Source organism: Methylophilus methylotrophus DSM 46235 = ATCC 53528 (genome assembly GCF_000378225.1).
Taxonomy (GTDB): Bacteria; Pseudomonadota; Gammaproteobacteria; order Burkholderiales; family Methylophilaceae; genus Methylophilus; species Methylophilus methylotrophus.
Genome location: NZ_KB905144.1, coordinates 1 through 15,844, shown reverse-complemented (window position 1 = coordinate 15,844; position 15,844 = coordinate 1). Strand labels below are relative to the sequence as shown.

Below are 15,844 nucleotides of genomic sequence, written 5' to 3'. Positions count from 1 at the left end.
AGCAGTCAAGCACATGACCAGGTACAAGATAGGGATTATTGAAGATGATGCATTGCTAGCTGAGGCACTCAAAGTGCATTTGGAAAGCGATGAGCGTGTATATTCGGTTTTTTCAACGCACGCATTGGCTAGCGGTTTGGGGTTGATAGAGTCTGAGCCGTTAGACTTTTTGATAGTAGATATTGGTCTCCCTGACGGTGATGGTGTCAGTGCCATCTATCAGGCACGGTCCTGTCAGCCAGCCTGCAAAATCATCGTTTATAGTGTTTTTGAGGACGATGCCCGTTTGTTTAAGGCATTGCAGGCTGGGGCGCATGGCTATATTCAGAAGCAGGATACGCATCATGACCTGCTGACAACGCTATTAAATGTTCAAGAAGGGGCCACGGTAAGCCCGGCCATTGCAAAACGGATGCTGGCTTTTTTTTCGAGTATGTCGGATCCATTTGCGCCAGTGGATGCCGCCAAAGGTTTGTTATCTGCCAGGGAAACGCAAGTATTAAAGCATGTCAGCCAGGGTAAGAGCTTGTCAGAAATTTCGGTAATGATGGAGCTATCGCATCATACGGTGAAAACTTACCTCCGTCGTGTTTATGAAAAATTAGAAGTCAACTCAAAGTTGCAGGCGATTGAAAAGGCGAAAAATAATTTTTGGATTTAATCTTGCATGTATCTGGTTGGCAATACAAATTATAGTTAATCACATTATCCGATGAACAACCATCGCATTGATATGGCCGATAGCCTCGGAAGAAAAAAGTGGCGAATATTACTTTTTCTTTTCTGCTTTTGGTTGACATGGCTTTTGGCAGTAAATGCGCATGCTGCATTGCTGCCTGATCATGTTGAGTTGGCAAAGACTAAAAGCGTCGGTGCGGATTCTGTCAATGATCTTGCCGTGTCGTCATTGCTATTACGGTGGCAAACGGTCAAACTGCCCTTTTATCAGCCACGAAATATTGCAGCAAACCATCAGGCTAATGAGCGAATCAGTTATTTTTTTAGAGTGAACCCTGCCATTGCCCAAGCCGGTTCTGATAACAGTTATGCGCTATATATTCCCCGTTGGCAAACCATAGGCTTGATAAAAGTCTATGCCGATAATCAGTTAGTGTATGCGTCTAAAACCGGAGCGGTCTGGAATGGCTACAATCATCCAATCTGGTTAACCTTTCAATCAAACGCCCTCCCCAAGCAATTGCTGATTCGTGTAGACGCCAGCCATCAGGCGGGTATGGCTATTTCGCGTATTTATTTTGACGAGGAGCGCAAGCTATATCCTGAGTATCTTGTGCGGGCCAGTTTGCAAACCCGATTGCCGGAGACCATCAGCAGTGCCTTGCTGTTGTCTGGTTTATTCGCGTTCTCCATATGGCTGAGAAAACGCGATGAATGGGTGTATCTGCTTTTTTTTGCAGTGTCAGCATTTTCACATTTGCGCTGTTTACAGTATTTCGTTGGCGAGAATCCTCTCCTTATTCCTGAAGACTGGTTCAGTTGGATGGTGGTCAATGCCTCTGGCTGGACCATTGTGTTTACCTACGCCGTTTGCTCCTATTTGTATCGATTAAAACTGAAGAAGTTGCAATGGTGTTTAGGCACATTGATGCTACTGATCAGTGTGCTCACGTTGCCAATATTGCCTTGGGCGGCTGATTTTGGCCAGGTATGGTCTATGGCTAGCCTGGTGATTTTTATCGTCCTGCTGATGTACATATGCATGATGGTGATGGTTGCATGGAAAAGCAGTTCTAAGGAGGGGGTGTGGTTAACTGGGGTATTCATTTTAAATATCCCTTTTGGTATCCATGATCTGATGTTACAAAACTATCAGTTGAGTATCGAAAGTTTTTACTTGCTGCCTTATACCTCAATTGGCTCAATGATTGTACTGCTGTTAATCGTGCGATCCCGATACTTGCAAGCCATGACGGATATTCAGCTTGCTAATCAACACTTGGAGTCAAAACTCGCACAACGCGAACAGGAATTGCACAAGGTTTATGAAAGCAAGAAGCTGCAAGAGAAGCAAAAGTTTCTTTTACAGGAGCGAGAGCGTTTGATGAAAGATATGCACGATGGGTTCGGATCCACGCTGTCAACCACACTTATTCTTTTAAAAAGTGGCCAAATTACGCCCAAGCAAGTGCAGGGTTACCTGGAAGAGTGCATCAGTGACTTGAGATTGGTGATTGATTCTATAGAACCTGATGAAAATACACTGGAAGCAGCACTGTTGAATTATGCCTACCGCATTCATCAAAAGTTCTCGCAGGCCGGGATCGAGTTTCATCGGGAAATAGATGCCATGCCAGTCATACCATGGATCACCCCTACTCATATCCTGAATGTTCTTCGCATTTTGCAAGAGGTATTTGTGAATATACTTAAACATGCTTCGGCGACGAGGGTGACGTGTTCGAGTGGGGTGATTGACGCACATTTATTTTTTTCGATTGATGACAATGGTGTGGGTTTTGATATCACGCAAATAAAAAAAGGACGTGGCATCGGTAATATCCAGATGCGTGCAGAGCTGCTGCAAGCTCAGGTAAAATGGCAACAACAAGCGGGGGGGATGCTTTTTACCCTGGCGATTCCTTTATCTTTTAATTAGTTCACAGATCCCTGCCAATTCAATGCGTTTCTCATCATGACTCTTGATTTAGACAATAGCAGACGCTTTTCCGGCGTACGCCGCCTGTATGGCGAGCAGGGCTTGGCCCGTTTGCAGCAAGTCCACATATTGGTGATCGGCATTGGTGGCGTCGGCTCGTGGGCAGTAGAAGCTTTGGCACGCAATGCCGTCGGCAAGCTAACGCTGGTGGATCTGGACAATATTGCCGAGTCGAACATGAACCGCCAGATTCATGCGCTTGAAGAAAACCTGGGCAAGGCCAAAGTCACCGCCATGCGTGAGCGGATTGCAGCAATTAATCCACAGTGTGAGGTGATTGAAGTCGAAGACTTCGTCACGCCGGATAATTTGCCACAAGTGCTGACAGGCTTGCCGGATATTGTGGTGGACTGCATGGATGATACTCAGGCCAAGATTGCGCTGGCGGCTTATTGCAAGCAACACAAATTACCATTGGTGATGGTAGGCAGTGCTGGTGGCAAGTTGGATGCAACGCGTTTACGCCTGGCGGATTTGTCCCAGGTGCAGGGCGACCGTATGCTGGCGAAGGTGCGCAACCAGTTGCGTCGCGACTACGGGTTTCCCAAGGCGTCCGATCACAAAAAGTCAGCCAGGTTCGGCATCATGGCTGTGTATTCGGATGAGCCAGTAGAGCGGCCTGAGGAAGCCTGTGATACCTCGCAGACCGGTCTCACAGGTTTGAATTGCGCGGGATATGGTTCGAGTATTTGTGTCACTGCCAGCGCAGGATTCATCGCGGCACAGCAGGCTATACAGCACTTATTGGCGGCTTGATAACGTCAACTTTTTTCAAAAAACATTTTTATTTCACCAATTTCTGCCATCATAGGGTTGAACAATGTAGTCAGGATGGCGTCTACCTTAAAAAGGTCAGGCCTCACGTGACTTTGTCTCTGCAGGTAAATACAGCCGTTTTCAGCCTGTGATCATGAGTTCAAGTCATTACACGATCGGCTACAGTGACATGTGGCCACATTTGCTTAATCCATAAAGGTATTGCCATGCAATTGGACGTGTTTTTAAAAAAGGTTTCTATCAATCATGCCCTTAATACGCTGATCTGGCATATTGCCGAGGCGGGCATTGAGATTGCTGCGCTGGTCAGGCAGGGCGCATTGGCGGGGGTCACCGAAAAAATGACCAGTACCAATGTGCAGGGTGAAACACAGATGCATCTGGATATCCGTAGTCACGAAGTGGCGCTGGCCCAGTTACGGACCTCTGCAGTGGTAGCTGCTGTGTTATCTGAAGAAGAGGATCAGCCTGTGTTGTTTGAAACATTGGAGGCGCCTTTCCTGGTCAGCATGGATCCTTTGGACGGTTCTTCCAACCTGGCGATTAACGGTGTGGTGGGTAGTATTTTCTCGGTATTGCCCAATACTGGCCTGGCAACCCTTGGCGAGCAGGCTTTTTTACAGCCGGGCAAGGATCAGCGTGCGGCGGCTTATATCATGTATGGGCCAGCGACTTTGCTGGTGCTGACGATTGGTCAGGGCACGCATGTGTTTACATTGGACCATAGCAGCCAGGCGTTTGTATTGACACAACAAACAGTCAAAGTCCCCGAAGAAACCACAGAGTTTGCCATCAATGCCAGTAATCAGCGTTATTGGCAACCCGCCATGCAGCGCTATATTATGGAATGTCTGCAAGGTTTAGAAGGGCCGCGTGGACGCGACTTTAATATGCGCTGGTGTGCAAGTATGGTGATGGATGTACATCGGATCCTGACGCGTGGAGGGGTGTTCCTTTATCCGCGTGATAGCAAGCAACCGGTGAAAGCCGGGAGGTTAAGATTGTTGTATGAAGCCAACCCCATGAGCTTGCTGGTGACGCAGGCGGGCGGCGAAAGTATAGACGGGCTGCAAGAGGTTCTGACCATCGCACCGGATAGCTGCCATCAGCGCGTGCCAGTGTTGCTAGGCTCAAAACAGGAAATTCAGCGCTTGCGCGACTATCATCAGCAAGCCGATTAGCATTAGCAAACCCATTTGCATCATAAGCCTCACCTTAGAAGGAGTGTTACATGGCATTGATCTCACTCAGGCAGTTGCTGGACCACGCTGCGGAACATAGTTATGGTTACCCGGCATTCAATATCAATAATATGGAGCAGATACTCTCCATCATGAAAGCCGCTGATGAAGTAGATAGTGCGGTGATTTTGCAGGCGTCGGCTGGTGCAAGAGGCTATGCTGGTGAGTCATTCCTGCGCAAGATGGTGGAAGCTGCCATTGAGCAATACCCGCATATTCCAGTCTGTATGCACCAGGATCATGGAACTTCGCCCAAGATTTGCCAGATGGCGATACGCAGCGGGTTTTCCAGCGTGATGATGGATGGCTCTTTGAAAGAAGATCATAAAACGCCAGCCAGTTATGATTACAATGTGGATGTCACGCGTCGTGTTGTCGAGTTTGCCCATGCGGTGGGGGTTTCGGTAGAAGGCGAGCTTGGTGTACTCGGCTCGCTTGAAACTGGCATGGCAGGCGAGGAGGATGGGGTAGGGGCAGAAGGTAAGCTGGATGAATCCCAATTGCTGACCGACCCCGACGAAGCCGCTGCTTTTGTTGAAGCGACCAAGGTCGATGCACTGGCCATTGCCATTGGCACCAGTCATGGCGCCTATAAATTCACGCGCCCACCTTCAGCTGATACGCTGTCGATTGAACGTATCCGGGAAATTCATGCCAAAATCCCTAACACGCACTTGGTGATGCATGGTTCTTCGAGTGTGCCGCAATCCTTGCTGGAACAAATCAGGCACTATGGCGGCAATATCAAGGAAACTTACGGTGTTCCGGTTTCGCAAATTGTCGAAGGGATTAAAAACGGCGTGCGTAAGGTCAATATTGATACCGATATCCGCCTGGCCATGACCGCTGCTATCCGTGCGCATTTGGCGGAGTATCCAGAGCAATTTGATCCGCGACAATATTTTAAAGAAGCTACTATTGCAGCCCAGCATTTGTGTAAAGAACGCTTCGAGGCCTTTGGTAGTGCCGGACAAGCGAGTAAGATAAAGGTTGTTCCACTTGAAAAAATGGCAGCCATCTACTAACCCGTGGTGGACTGCTGGTTGATATAGCCTGAAAAACAACGATAATTTGAGGGGGCATGAGTAAAGGAATTCCATCATGCGACAAAAATTAGTCATTGGTAACTGGAAGCTGCATGGCGGCCTGCTTGAAAATCAGGGCCTGTTGAATCGTCTCAAGCAAGAGTTGCACGATCTACCTGGCGTGGATGCCGCGGTGTGTTTACCCTATGTATACCTGTTCCAGGCACAAACCCTGCTACAAGATTCCCATATTGCCTGGGGCGCCCAAAACGTCAGTCAATTCACCGAAGGTGCGTTTACCTCCTGCATTTCAGCCAAAATGGTAGCCGAATTTGGCTGCACCTATACCATCATTGGCCATTCTGAGCGTCGCGCCCTCAAGCTCGAAAGTAACCAGGTCGCCACCAAACGCCTGCTTAATGCCCTGCATGCCGGGCTCACGCCTATTTTCTGTGTCGGTGAAACGCAGGATGAACGCGATGGCAATATGGCTGAGCTGATTGTGCGCAACCAGATGCTGAATGTCGTCTACGGTCTGGATGATGAAGCGTTTGCCCTTGCCAAAAAATTTAATATGGTGATTGCCTATGAACCGGTATGGGCCATTGGTACGGGCGAGCATGCCAGCCCGGAACAGGCGCAACGCATGCATGCCTTTATCCGCATGATGATTGCCGAGCGCGACCGCGAGTTTGCAGATCGCATCCGTATTGTCTATGGTGGCAGTATGACCCCAAAAAACGCGCACAGCCTGCTCAGCATGCCGGATATCGATGGTGGTTTGCTGGGCCGCGCAGCCTTGGTGGCAGAAGATTTTGTTGAAATCTGCAGAATTTCCAGCCGTTGCTACATGCAAAAAACAGCGTTCAGGGAACCCTCGCCCGTCATGCCAGTCATTTGAGGCATGACATCCATATTTAAAGGCAATAAGAGTAGTTTACCGTCAAAAAACTGCCAGCAATGCGGCAGGCCCATGACCTGGCGAAAAGCATGGGCCAATAATTGGGAGCAAGTGAAGTATTGTTCTGAACGTTGCCGCCGTGCCTCCAAAATGATCACAGCATGAGGCACCTCATTATCATCCTCGGCGACCAGCTCACGCTGGATAATCCTGCCTTGGAGGGCTTTGATCCTGCCCAGGACCATATTGTCATGGCCGAAGTGGAGGAGGAGTCGACGCATGTCTGGACACATAGACAGCGCATTACTCTCTTCCTCTCAGCGATGCGGCATTTCGCGGCACAATTGCAAGCGCAGCATCTGCCACTGACCTATTTCAAACTCAATGAACATGCTTACCCAGACCTGTCTTCGGTCTGGCAGGCCATGTTGGAACAGCATCGTCCATCCGCGATCAGGGTATGCGAGCCTGGGGACTGGCGGGTTTGGCAGGCATTGCAAGCGGTGGCAGACCAGTATTCAACGCCTTTGGTGGTATTGGAAGATACGCATTTTATGTGCAGCCGGGCTCAATTTCAGCGTTGGGCGGCCAAATATGGTGAGAAAAATTCTTCTTTGCGCATGGAGTTCTTTTACCGTGGCATGCGTAAAAAACACCATATTTTGATGGAAGGCGATGCGCCAGCAGGTGGAGACTGGAACTACGATCACGATAACCGCCAATCTTTGGGCAAGCAGGGACCACAGGATTTGTTGCCGCCGCCTGTCTTTAGCCCGGATGCAGTGACACAAGAAGTGATGGCATTGGTGCAGGAGCGGTTTGCACAGCATCCGGGCGCGCTGGATATGTTTGCCTGGCCAGTCACGCGCGATCAGGCGTTGCATTTGCTGCAACACTTTATTGCGGAAAAGTTACCACTGTTTGGTCCATATCAAGACGCCATGTGGCAAGATCAGCCATATTTATGGCATTCATTGCTGGCCTCTGCCATGAACCTCAAATTGCTTAACCCACGAGAAGTGATTGTAGCAGCCGAACAGGCTTATCTTGACGGGCACGTGCCGCTGGGGTGTGCTGAAGGGTTTATCCGCCAGATATTGGGGTGGCGTGAATTTGTGCGCGGCGTGTATTGGCTGGAAATGCCAGCACTTAAGTCGGCAAATTATTTCCAGCATCAGCAGGATTTGCCTGGCTGGTTCTGGACGGGAGACACGCATATGCAGTGTTTGTCGCAGTGTATCGGCCAGACCTTGCGTACCGGCTATGCCCATCATATCCAGCGCCTGATGGTCATCGGCCTGTTCTCGACCTTGGCACAGCTGTCACCGCAGCAAGTTTCTGACTGGTTCCTGGCGGTGTATGTCGATGCCGTAGAGTGGGTGGAACTGCCAAATGTCATGGGCATGGCCTTGTATGCCAACGGTGGCCGCTTTACCAGCAAACCTTACGTGGCAAGCGGGGCTTACATTCAGCGCATGAGCAATTATTGCAAAAGCTGCCGTTATGACCCCAAGCAAAAGACAGGTGAGAATGCGTGCCCATTTACCACGCTCTATTGGGCATTCCTCATCAAGCACGAGGCCAGTTTGGCGAGTAACCAGCGTACGCGGCTCATGGTCAAGCATGTGGCTAATCTTTCAGTAGCCGAGCGTTCTGCCATCAATGACATGGCCACGCTAAGATTGCAGCACCTTGATCAATTGTAATGTGCAATCTGCTAAATTCACAAAACTGTCACAATAGTCGCCAGTTCAGCCGATACAATAATCGCCATGAAAAATAATACGCCTGCCTTGCTCGATAGAGACCTCAGTATTCTCAGTTTTAACGCACGTGTATTGTCCCTGGCGCAACGTGAAGACTATCCGCTACTGGAACGCCTGCGTTTTTTATGTATTGTGTCGAATAATCTGGATGAGTTCTTTGAAGTGCGCATGCCATTGCAGATGGAAGCGTATCAGCAGGGCGTTACCAGTGGCCCGGTAACGGCTGCCACTTGCGAACAGGTGGCGCAAATGGCACATGGCTTGGTCTCACAACAATATCAGTTATTCAATGACGCCCTGATGCCGGCACTCGCCAAAGAGCGCGTGCATCTGGTATCCGGCACCGTCCGTACGCCAGAGCAAACCACCTGGGTCGCCAACTATTTCAAACGTGAAGTGCTGCCGTTCTTGATGCCGGTGTCGCTGGACCCATCACATCCTTTCCCGCAAGTGGCCAACAAATCGCTTAACTTTATTGTGCGCATTGCGGTGGACGGTGAAGAAAAGATTGCCATTGTACGGGCGCCGCGCGTGGTGCCGCGCTTGATCCAGTTGCCACCCTCTATCAGCAAGGGCGATCAGTGCTTTGTATCGCTGACCAGTATTATCCGCGCTAACTTGGAAGTCTTGTTCCAGGGTGCCAAGATCCTGCATTTTTCACAATTCCGCGTCACACGTAACAGTGACCTGGAAGTCGATGAAGACGATGTGATCAACCTGCGTACGGCATTGCGCGAAGAATTGGCGCACCGCCAATATGGAGAAGCCGTCCGGCTGGAGGTTACGCAAGAGTGCGATGACATGCTGGCCGAGTTCCTGCTGAAACAGTTTAATTTGCCGCCACTAGCGCTCTACCGCGTCAATGGCCCGGTAAACCTTGGGCGCTTGATCCAGCTGCCCGACATGGCTAAGGGTGATCATCTAAAGTTTGTTCCTTTCCAGCCGCATTGGCCACAGCATATCAAAAAGAATCTTTCCTTACTGGCGCAGATGCGCGAAAAAGATTTGTTGATTCACCAGCCCTATGAGAGCTTTGAGGTGGTCATCCAGTTACTGGAGGAAGCTGTCAAGGATGAGCAGGTGTTAGCCATCCGCATGACTATTTACCGAACAGGTGCTGATCCGCGTATGTTGCGCTTGTTACAAGAAGCGGTCCGTCGAGGTAAGGAAGTCCTGGTGGTGGTCGAGCTCAAGGCGCGATTTGATGAAGAGGCCAATATCAACTGGGCCGAGGCACTAGAGTCTGTGGGAGCCCAAGTGGTGTATGGTGTGGTGGGTTTGAAAACACATGCCAAAATGCTGCTGATCATGCGGCGTGAAGGTAAAGCCATCCACCGCTATGGTCATCTTTCTACCGGTAACTACAATCCTAAAACCACCCGCTTGTATACCGACTGGAGCATGTTGACCGCAGACGCAAATCTGACACGCGAAATGGAGGCTGTTTTCCGCCACCTGACCAGTGAGTTGCCTATCCCGGCCATGAAACATTTACTGGTTGCCCCATTTACCTTGCAAGCCAGCATGATCAGGCAATTGGTCAAGGCGCAGCGCATCGCCAAGCTGGGTAAGCCTGCCCGGGTGATTGCCAAAATGAATGCACTGACAGATGTGCCATTGGTTAATGCCTTGATGAAAGCCGCCGCTGCCGGCGTCGAGATCGATTTGATTGTACGGGGTGCATGCATTCTGCCAGTCGACTCGCCGGTGGCGAATGGGCGCATCCGGGTGCGTTCTATTGTTGGCCGCTTGCTCGAGCATTCGCGAGTATTTTATTTTGAGCTGGATCGTCATGTGCAGATGTGGCTGTCGAGTGCAGACTGGATGAGCCGCAATATGGTGCGCCGCGTAGAGCTGGCATGGCCAATTAAAGATCCTGCGATGCAGCAGCGGATTTATCAGGAAAGCCTGCAGCTATACCTGCAGGACAACAAAGATGCCTGGCAACTCACAGAAAACGGCCAATATATCCCAGTAGCAGAGCAATCAGGCGATGCCGAGCCGCTGTCTTGCCAACGCTTGTTACTGCAACAATACCATTCCATGTAATACACATTATGTCTGTCAGAAACCTGATTTTATGGCGTCATGCTGAAGCAGAAGTGCTTATGCATGGTGCATCAGACCTGGAACGTGCGCTCACAAAAAAAGGCCACAAACAGGCGAAACAAATGGCAGGCTGGCTGAAGAAATATTTGCCCAGGCAAACCTATGTGCTGGTGAGCCCCTCGGTACGTACTCGCGAAACGATTGCTTACTGGGGCGATGACTGGCAGGAAGATAACCGCTTGGCGCCGGAAAGGCCTCTGGCACCCTTGCTACAGTTGCTCGCGCAAAGTCCGTTTGAGTCGGTCATGCTGGTAGGACACCAGCCTTGGATAGGTGAATTGGCCGCGCACTGCCTGGGCATGCCCGATGGGCAGATCAGTATCAAAAAAGGTGCTGTCTGGTGGTTGCGCTTGCCGAAATCAGGGCTGCCCTACAAGTTATATAGTGTGCAAAGCCCTGATTTGATTGAGTAATGGGAATGATGCGTCAATCAGCATTCTTCATGCGGGTAACGCACATCGCTCATTACTTTTTCGGCCTGCCGGTTTTAATGGTAGGTACCGTTGCCATGGTTGTTTTCAAACTAGCATCATCCATGGCAGAAAGCAGCTTCAATCCTGCTCTTAACAGCTCGCTTTTTTTAACTGGTTTGCCCAGGACTTCCAGGCGTTTTTTCAATGTGGCAATCTGTGCATACTCTTCTTTGGGCATGGTGAAACTGTCACGTTCCATTTTGACTTTGCTGGTTTTAGCTTTGTCTTTTTCTGTTACCGTGGCCGTTTTATTGACTACTTTGATCGCAGGTGCGGTAGGCACTTTTTTTGCAACGACTGGGGTTTTGGGTACTATTTTTGCTGCAGGCGACTTTGTGGCTGCCGGTTTTGCGACAGCTGTTTTTTGCGCGGCAGGTTTGGCTACCACTGGTTTTGACGGTGTGGTTGTTTTTACCGCAGTTGTGGTTGTCTTGTTTGCCGATAAAGGTTTGGCTCCCGGTTTGCTGGCCATGAATCTCTCCTGTTGATGTTGTGAAAACAGTTTATACCGTTTTTTTGAGACGTCAATTGTCATAAAAATTTCATATTTTTATGGTGTGATAGAGACTAGTTTTCATGACAAAATTCAACACCTTTAATCGGGGAGATGAGATGCGCAGGGTATTGGTGGCAAATACCAAAGGTGGCTGCGGCAAAACCACCCTGGCCACTAATCTTGCTGGCTACCTGGCGCACTTGGGTCACAAGATTGTGCTAGAAGATATTGACCGGCAGCAATCTTCTGCGGCCTGGCTAGCGCGTCGACCGCCTCAAGTGGCCCCCGTCTTTAATGCCGATGACCTGGGTAAATCGGCTTTGCATAAAGCTGACTGGGTGATTACGGATTCTCCTGGCGGATTGCGTGACAAGAAAATCTCTGATGCCGTGACCGAGGCTGATTTGGTGCTGGTGCCGGTCGCGCCTTCTGCCTTTGATATTGGTGCTACGCAAGACTTTTTAGAGTTGCTGGCTGAAGAAAAAGCGGTGCGAAAACATAAAACGTTTGTTGGCTTGGTCGGCATGCGAGTCATGCCCCGCACACGGTCTGCGGAACGCTTGCTGGCATTTATGGATGAATCCGGCTTTTCCGTGCTTTCCATGCTGCGCGCTTCACAGATTTATGTGACTGCTGCCGAGGAAGGTCTCAGTATTTTTGAATTGTCGAGTACGTTAAAAGAAGTCGACATTGCCCAGTGGAATCCGGTCACGGACTGGATTTTACAAAACAGTTAAATCAAGCCTGTGGTAACAGGCCGTCAACAGACAATCAAAGGGAGTCCTAATGAAAGACAAGGTCAATCCAGAATACCTGGAAAAAGTAAAACAGCTAAGTTCTGATGAAGCTGAGCGTATTTTGTCCCGCATGGGCGGAAAACTGCCTAAGCGTTTTATTAAGGAAAAACTCACCCAGGAAGAGGCATTGGCCTTGCAACTGGAAATTGAGGATGATCAATTGCACGAGTGGCGTGAAAAAGTAGCCAAACTGCGTGAAGAGGACGAGAAACGCGAAAAGAAGAAAAAAGATTAAAGCGGGTTAAAAACAAACACGGGCCAATCGGCCCGTGTTTGTTTTAGGTCAGTTGTAATTCAAGTTGCCAGCCCAGTTTTTGCCAAAGCAAGCACTCTTCTTCGAGCAGATAATGTGTTTGCGGATGCTGGTTCGCCCATTGCGATGAGAGTATCAGGACGAACTGCTGTTTATGGCGTTCTAACTGCAAGTGTTTCAACGCAGGCATCCGGCGCGAATGGCAGAAAATCACAGCCAACCTTAATGCCATCAATTGGCAAACTAGGTCCTGATTATCAAAGTCTGCCGGTAACTTGCGCAATTTGCCTTGGTGACCGAGGACCAGCAGGCTGATGGTGTGCAGCTCACTTTGGGCAAACCCCATCAGTTCCGTGTTATCCAGAATATAGGCGCCGTGTTTATTGCAGTCGGTATGTGAGATGGCCCAACCGATTTCATGGCACAACGCCGCCCAGTGCAATAACGGTTTGTGTGTATCACTGGCCTGCATGGCATCATAAAAATACAAAGCCGCCTTGCTGACATTATTGGCATGATCCATTTCTACACCAAACTGCTTGCATAACCTGGCAATCGACAAGGTACGCAAGTCTTCAGTCGCATGATCGCTACTGAGCATGTCATACAATACACCGTGGCGCAGGGCACCGTTTGCCACCATCAATGTGTCAATTTGCAAGGTGTCGAACACCGCCGTGAGAATGGCAAGCCCACCACCAATCACCGCACGCCTGTCGTCTTTCAGGCCTTCCATATTGAGGCGGTCAGGTGTTTTGGCTTTGATCAGCGACTGCTTCAGCCATTCCAGCTGGGCGCGTTCAATCCGGTCAGGCGCAAACCCAGCACTAGCCAGCACATCAGCCACAGCGCCCACAGTGCCCGAGGCACCATAAGCGACTTCTGACTGGCCAATGTAACGGCTGGCAATCATGTCTATGATAGACTCGGCCGCAATTTCTGCACGCTCGAAGTTGCGCTCGCTAAACTGGCCGTCAGCAAAATATTTTTGTGACCAGCCGACAGAGCCCAGGCGCAACGATTCCGTGACATTAGCTTTGAAGTGTTGGCCAAGGATAAACTCAGTCGAGCGACCACCAATATCAATGACCAACCGTTTTTCATCCGATTGCGGCAACATGCGGCTCACGCCCTGGTAAATCAGGCGCGCTTCTTCCACGCCAGAAATAATCTCTATCGGGTAGCCCAAGACTTTTTGCGCTTGCTTGATAAAGTCTTCGCTATTGGTGGCCTCTCGCAAGGTTTGCGTCGCAACCGCACGGACATGCTCAACCGGAAAGCCTTTTAGGCGCTCACCAAAACGTGCCAGGCATTTCAGGCCGCGTTCAAATGCCTGCGGTTTCAAATTGCGGTCTTCATCAAGGTCGCCGCCTTGACGGACAGCTTCTTTCAGGTAATCCACCCGCAGGATCTGGCCATCGACAACACGCCCGATTTCAAGGCGAAAACTATTGGAACCCAAATCTACAGCAGCGAGTTGGGTGTCTTGGGTAATTTTTAACATGCGATAATACGGGATGGGTTACTTAAGATAGCAGTTAATGGCCTTGGGGTATTCAGGAAAATAGCGTTCAATCACGCTTAAATCAAAACTTCTCAAGATACTGGTGTTTGATTCGCGGTCGAGCAGGAACTTAAAAGACGCGCTGACGAGTTCTGCAATGTTTTGGGTCGCCCCGATCAACTCACTGGCATAATCAGGCTTGACGCTGACCTGGTGCGTGGTGACATGCGAGCCATGCACGGTGACAGAAAACGAGTTAGGACTGGTTTCAGTCACTTCAATAGTTGCCATGATTGCCTCCCCAGACATTCCTGCAAACAGTATAAATTGTTATGTTGGCAGAGGCCAGTGAAACTAATATGAAATTGCAGCCGCCGGTTGCGTATGGTTTCATCAAACCGTCATCTGCTGAAAATAAGATCAAGAAAACAAAGATACAACCAAATGCACTGTTTACTTTCCCTGATTTTTTTGCTCTGGATTCCCCAGATTTCGTATGCCGCCCGCCCGTTGGTGACGGATGATGCACGCCTGACCAATGCGCGCAGCTGTCAACTTGAAAGTTGGATGCGTAGCTACCAGGGTGGTCAGGAGTTATGGGCACTGCCAGCGTGTAACCTGGGTGAGAATTTTGAAATCACGCTCGGTGGTGGCAGTTACCGTAATACGGACGATCATTATCATACCGAAGACTGGATAGGCCAATTTAAAACCCTGTTCAAGCCACTGGAAACTAATGGCTGGGGTGTAGGGCTTGCCGTAGGGCGGGTGATGCATCCTGATATCCAGCCAGGGCCTAATCAATTTGGCAATACGTACTTTTATATCCCTGTGTCATTCTCGCTGCGAGATGATGATCTCATTGTGCATGTGAACGTAGGTATGTTGCGGGACCGGCAAGAGGATCGCAATAAGATGAATATGGGCTTAGGTTCTGAGTTTAAGCTGGCTGGGCGTTTTAGGGGCGTGGCCGAAGTGTTTGGGGATCATACGCAAAATCCTTTTTACCAAGTTGGTTTGCGCTACTCCCTGGTGCCGGACGTGTTTCAGATTGATGGTACGGTGGGGCAGCAGGTGAACGGCAATAGCCAGACGCAGTGGTTGTCGATTGGGGTGAGGTGGACACCATAGCGTGTAAGAGGTGTCTCGCAAAGCATCCTCTGCGCCGGCATAATGGCAGGTTCTGGCAAAAGTAAGTGGTAGGGTGGGCATGTATGCCCAGGCGGATGGGCTCTTATTTTCTGGAGAGTTCTATTTCGCCTGTAGGCGAGTTACTTTTCTTTGCTTGCACAAAGATAAAGTAACCAAAAGAAATGCACCCTAGCTTCCGCTTTTATCCTGCGTTGCTCATCAGTGTGAGCGTCCAGCGAAACTCGCCCTAGCGGCTTGCACACCCCGCAAGCCACCGCGGAACTCGGACAGCCGCTGGCCGAAAACCCTCACGCTGCCTGCGCTACTCGGCGCGGCAGATGGGGGCCCGAAAACCCATGAGCGCCACCGTTTGTAGATTAAAAAAAGAGTTTGAGTTTTTTCAACGCCCAAATTCCTACTGCGCTAGTTTGGCGAGATAAATCCCATTCATCACGCTGAGTAGCGCAGACAAAGTTAAGAAACAAGGGAGCGATTGTTTGAGCTCCGCAACAAGTCACGAATTGTGTGGCTTGTCAGGGCGAGTTTCGTGACCGCTTACTTTGCTGACAACTAAGACTGCGAAGCAGTCTGTTACGGCGTAGGCTAATTCGCGTAGCGATGTTAAGCGCAGCGGCCGTAGCCAACAACGCAAGGGAGCCGCAAGGTCGTGATGGCTGGGTGTCGTCCTCTTTGG

The 15,844-nt window shown here is 49.9% G+C and carries 16 protein-coding genes; 14 read left to right on the top strand and 2 right to left on the bottom strand.

Translation table 11 applies throughout. From position 1 onward, the window contains the following. Positions 1-13 precede the first annotated feature (13 nt). From F463_RS0110145 to F463_RS0110085, 13 genes are all read left to right on the top strand, one after another. Positions 14-661: a response regulator transcription factor gene (locus tag F463_RS0110145; protein ID WP_018986975.1), complete on the top strand. Its 648-nt coding sequence runs from the start codon at positions 14-16 to the stop codon at positions 659-661. A gap of 144 nt (positions 662-805) precedes the next feature. Next, on the top strand, positions 806-2,617 hold the full coding sequence (locus tag F463_RS0110140; RefSeq protein WP_154650047.1) for a sensor histidine kinase: 1,812 nt from the start codon (positions 806-808) through the stop codon (positions 2,615-2,617). Positions 2,618-2,653: 36 nt separating this feature from the next. After that, complete coding sequence (locus F463_RS0110135; protein ID WP_018986973.1) at positions 2,654-3,433, top strand: tRNA threonylcarbamoyladenosine dehydratase; 780 nt, start codon at positions 2,654-2,656, stop codon at positions 3,431-3,433. Positions 3,434-3,660: 227 nt separating this feature from the next. After that, positions 3,661-4,635, top strand: a complete 975-nt coding sequence (locus tag F463_RS0110130) for a class 1 fructose-bisphosphatase (RefSeq protein ID WP_018986972.1) — start codon at positions 3,661-3,663, stop codon at positions 4,633-4,635. A 50-nt stretch (positions 4,636-4,685) separates the two neighbouring features. After that, a complete protein-coding gene (gene fba / locus F463_RS0110125) occupies positions 4,686-5,720 on the top strand; it encodes a class II fructose-bisphosphate aldolase (RefSeq protein ID WP_018986971.1) in 1,035 nt (344 codons plus the stop codon). Positions 5,721-5,796: 76 nt separating this feature from the next. Beyond that, the gene (gene tpiA, locus F463_RS0110120) at positions 5,797-6,621 is read left to right on the top strand and encodes a triose-phosphate isomerase (RefSeq protein WP_018986970.1); all 825 of its coding nucleotides are present in this window, start codon (positions 5,797-5,799) and stop codon (positions 6,619-6,621) included. A gap of 3 nt (positions 6,622-6,624) precedes the next feature. Next, positions 6,625-6,786, top strand: coding sequence for a DUF2256 domain-containing protein (locus F463_RS15275; RefSeq protein ID WP_081620818.1), 162 nt, complete (start codon positions 6,625-6,627; stop codon positions 6,784-6,786). Continuing rightward, positions 6,783-8,327: a cryptochrome/photolyase family protein gene (locus F463_RS0110110; RefSeq protein WP_018986969.1), complete on the top strand. Its 1,545-nt coding sequence runs from the start codon at positions 6,783-6,785 to the stop codon at positions 8,325-8,327. Before F463_RS15275 ends, F463_RS0110110 begins: the two co-directional genes overlap by 4 nt. 66 nt (positions 8,328-8,393) lie before the next feature. Then, entirely contained in the window at positions 8,394-10,436 is a 2,043-nt protein-coding gene (gene ppk1 / locus F463_RS0110105) for a polyphosphate kinase 1 (RefSeq protein WP_018986968.1), read from the top strand. Positions 10,437-10,444: 8 nt separating this feature from the next. Continuing rightward, positions 10,445-10,909: a SixA phosphatase family protein gene (locus tag F463_RS0110100; RefSeq protein ID WP_018986967.1), complete on the top strand. Its 465-nt coding sequence runs from the start codon at positions 10,445-10,447 to the stop codon at positions 10,907-10,909. 5 nt (positions 10,910-10,914) lie between these two features. After that, on the top strand, positions 10,915-11,457 hold the full coding sequence (locus tag F463_RS15085) for a hypothetical protein (protein ID WP_211209201.1): 543 nt from the start codon (positions 10,915-10,917) through the stop codon (positions 11,455-11,457). A 124-nt stretch (positions 11,458-11,581) separates the two neighbouring features. Continuing rightward, entirely contained in the window at positions 11,582-12,202 is a 621-nt protein-coding gene (locus F463_RS0110090; RefSeq protein ID WP_026295499.1) for a ParA family protein, read from the top strand. 49 nt (positions 12,203-12,251) lie between these two features. Beyond that, positions 12,252-12,497 carry a hypothetical protein gene (locus tag F463_RS0110085; RefSeq protein WP_018986964.1) on the top strand — a complete coding sequence of 82 codons (246 nt, stop codon included), beginning with the start codon at positions 12,252-12,254 and terminating at the stop codon, positions 12,495-12,497. A 43-nt stretch (positions 12,498-12,540) separates the two neighbouring features. Here F463_RS0110085 and ppx read toward each other — a convergent pair whose 3' ends face one another. Further along, the gene (gene ppx, locus F463_RS0110080; protein WP_018986963.1) at positions 12,541-14,019 is read right to left on the bottom strand and encodes an exopolyphosphatase; all 1,479 of its coding nucleotides are present in this window, start codon (positions 14,017-14,019) and stop codon (positions 12,541-12,543) included. An 18-nt stretch (positions 14,020-14,037) separates the two neighbouring features. After that, positions 14,038-14,310, bottom strand: a complete 273-nt coding sequence (locus tag F463_RS0110075) for a hypothetical protein (RefSeq protein ID WP_018986962.1) — start codon at positions 14,308-14,310, stop codon at positions 14,038-14,040. Positions 14,311-14,463: 153 nt separating this feature from the next. Here F463_RS0110075 and F463_RS0110070 point away from each other — a divergent pair, with 153 nt between their 5' ends. Continuing rightward, the gene (locus tag F463_RS0110070; protein WP_018986961.1) at positions 14,464-15,150 is read left to right on the top strand and encodes a hypothetical protein; all 687 of its coding nucleotides are present in this window, start codon (positions 14,464-14,466) and stop codon (positions 15,148-15,150) included. Positions 15,151-15,844: the final 694 nt, after the last annotated feature.

Coding starts and splice junctions, on each gene's coding strand:
- F463_RS0110145 (WP_018986975.1), top strand. CDS start 14: ATGACCAGGTACAAGATAGGGATTATTGAAGATGATGCATTGCTAGCT.
- F463_RS0110135 (WP_018986973.1), top strand. CDS start 2,654: ATGACTCTTGATTTAGACAATAGCAGACGCTTTTCCGGCGTACGCCGC.
- F463_RS0110130 (WP_018986972.1), top strand. CDS start 3,661: ATGCAATTGGACGTGTTTTTAAAAAAGGTTTCTATCAATCATGCCCTT.
- fba (WP_018986971.1), top strand. CDS start 4,686: ATGGCATTGATCTCACTCAGGCAGTTGCTGGACCACGCTGCGGAACAT.
- tpiA (WP_018986970.1), top strand. CDS start 5,797: ATGCGACAAAAATTAGTCATTGGTAACTGGAAGCTGCATGGCGGCCTG.
- F463_RS15275 (WP_081620818.1), top strand. CDS start 6,625: ATGACATCCATATTTAAAGGCAATAAGAGTAGTTTACCGTCAAAAAAC.
- F463_RS0110110 (WP_018986969.1), top strand. CDS start 6,783: ATGAGGCACCTCATTATCATCCTCGGCGACCAGCTCACGCTGGATAAT.
- ppk1 (WP_018986968.1), top strand. CDS start 8,394: ATGAAAAATAATACGCCTGCCTTGCTCGATAGAGACCTCAGTATTCTC.
- F463_RS0110100 (WP_018986967.1), top strand. CDS start 10,445: ATGTCTGTCAGAAACCTGATTTTATGGCGTCATGCTGAAGCAGAAGTG.
- F463_RS15085 (WP_211209201.1), top strand. CDS start 10,915: ATGATGCGTCAATCAGCATTCTTCATGCGGGTAACGCACATCGCTCAT.
- F463_RS0110090 (WP_026295499.1), top strand. CDS start 11,582: ATGCGCAGGGTATTGGTGGCAAATACCAAAGGTGGCTGCGGCAAAACC.
- F463_RS0110085 (WP_018986964.1), top strand. CDS start 12,252: ATGAAAGACAAGGTCAATCCAGAATACCTGGAAAAAGTAAAACAGCTA.
- ppx (WP_018986963.1), bottom strand. CDS start 14,019: ATGTTAAAAATTACCCAAGACACCCAACTCGCTGCTGTAGATTTGGGT.
- F463_RS0110075 (WP_018986962.1), bottom strand. CDS start 14,310: ATGGCAACTATTGAAGTGACTGAAACCAGTCCTAACTCGTTTTCTGTC.
- F463_RS0110070 (WP_018986961.1), top strand. CDS start 14,464: ATGCACTGTTTACTTTCCCTGATTTTTTTGCTCTGGATTCCCCAGATT.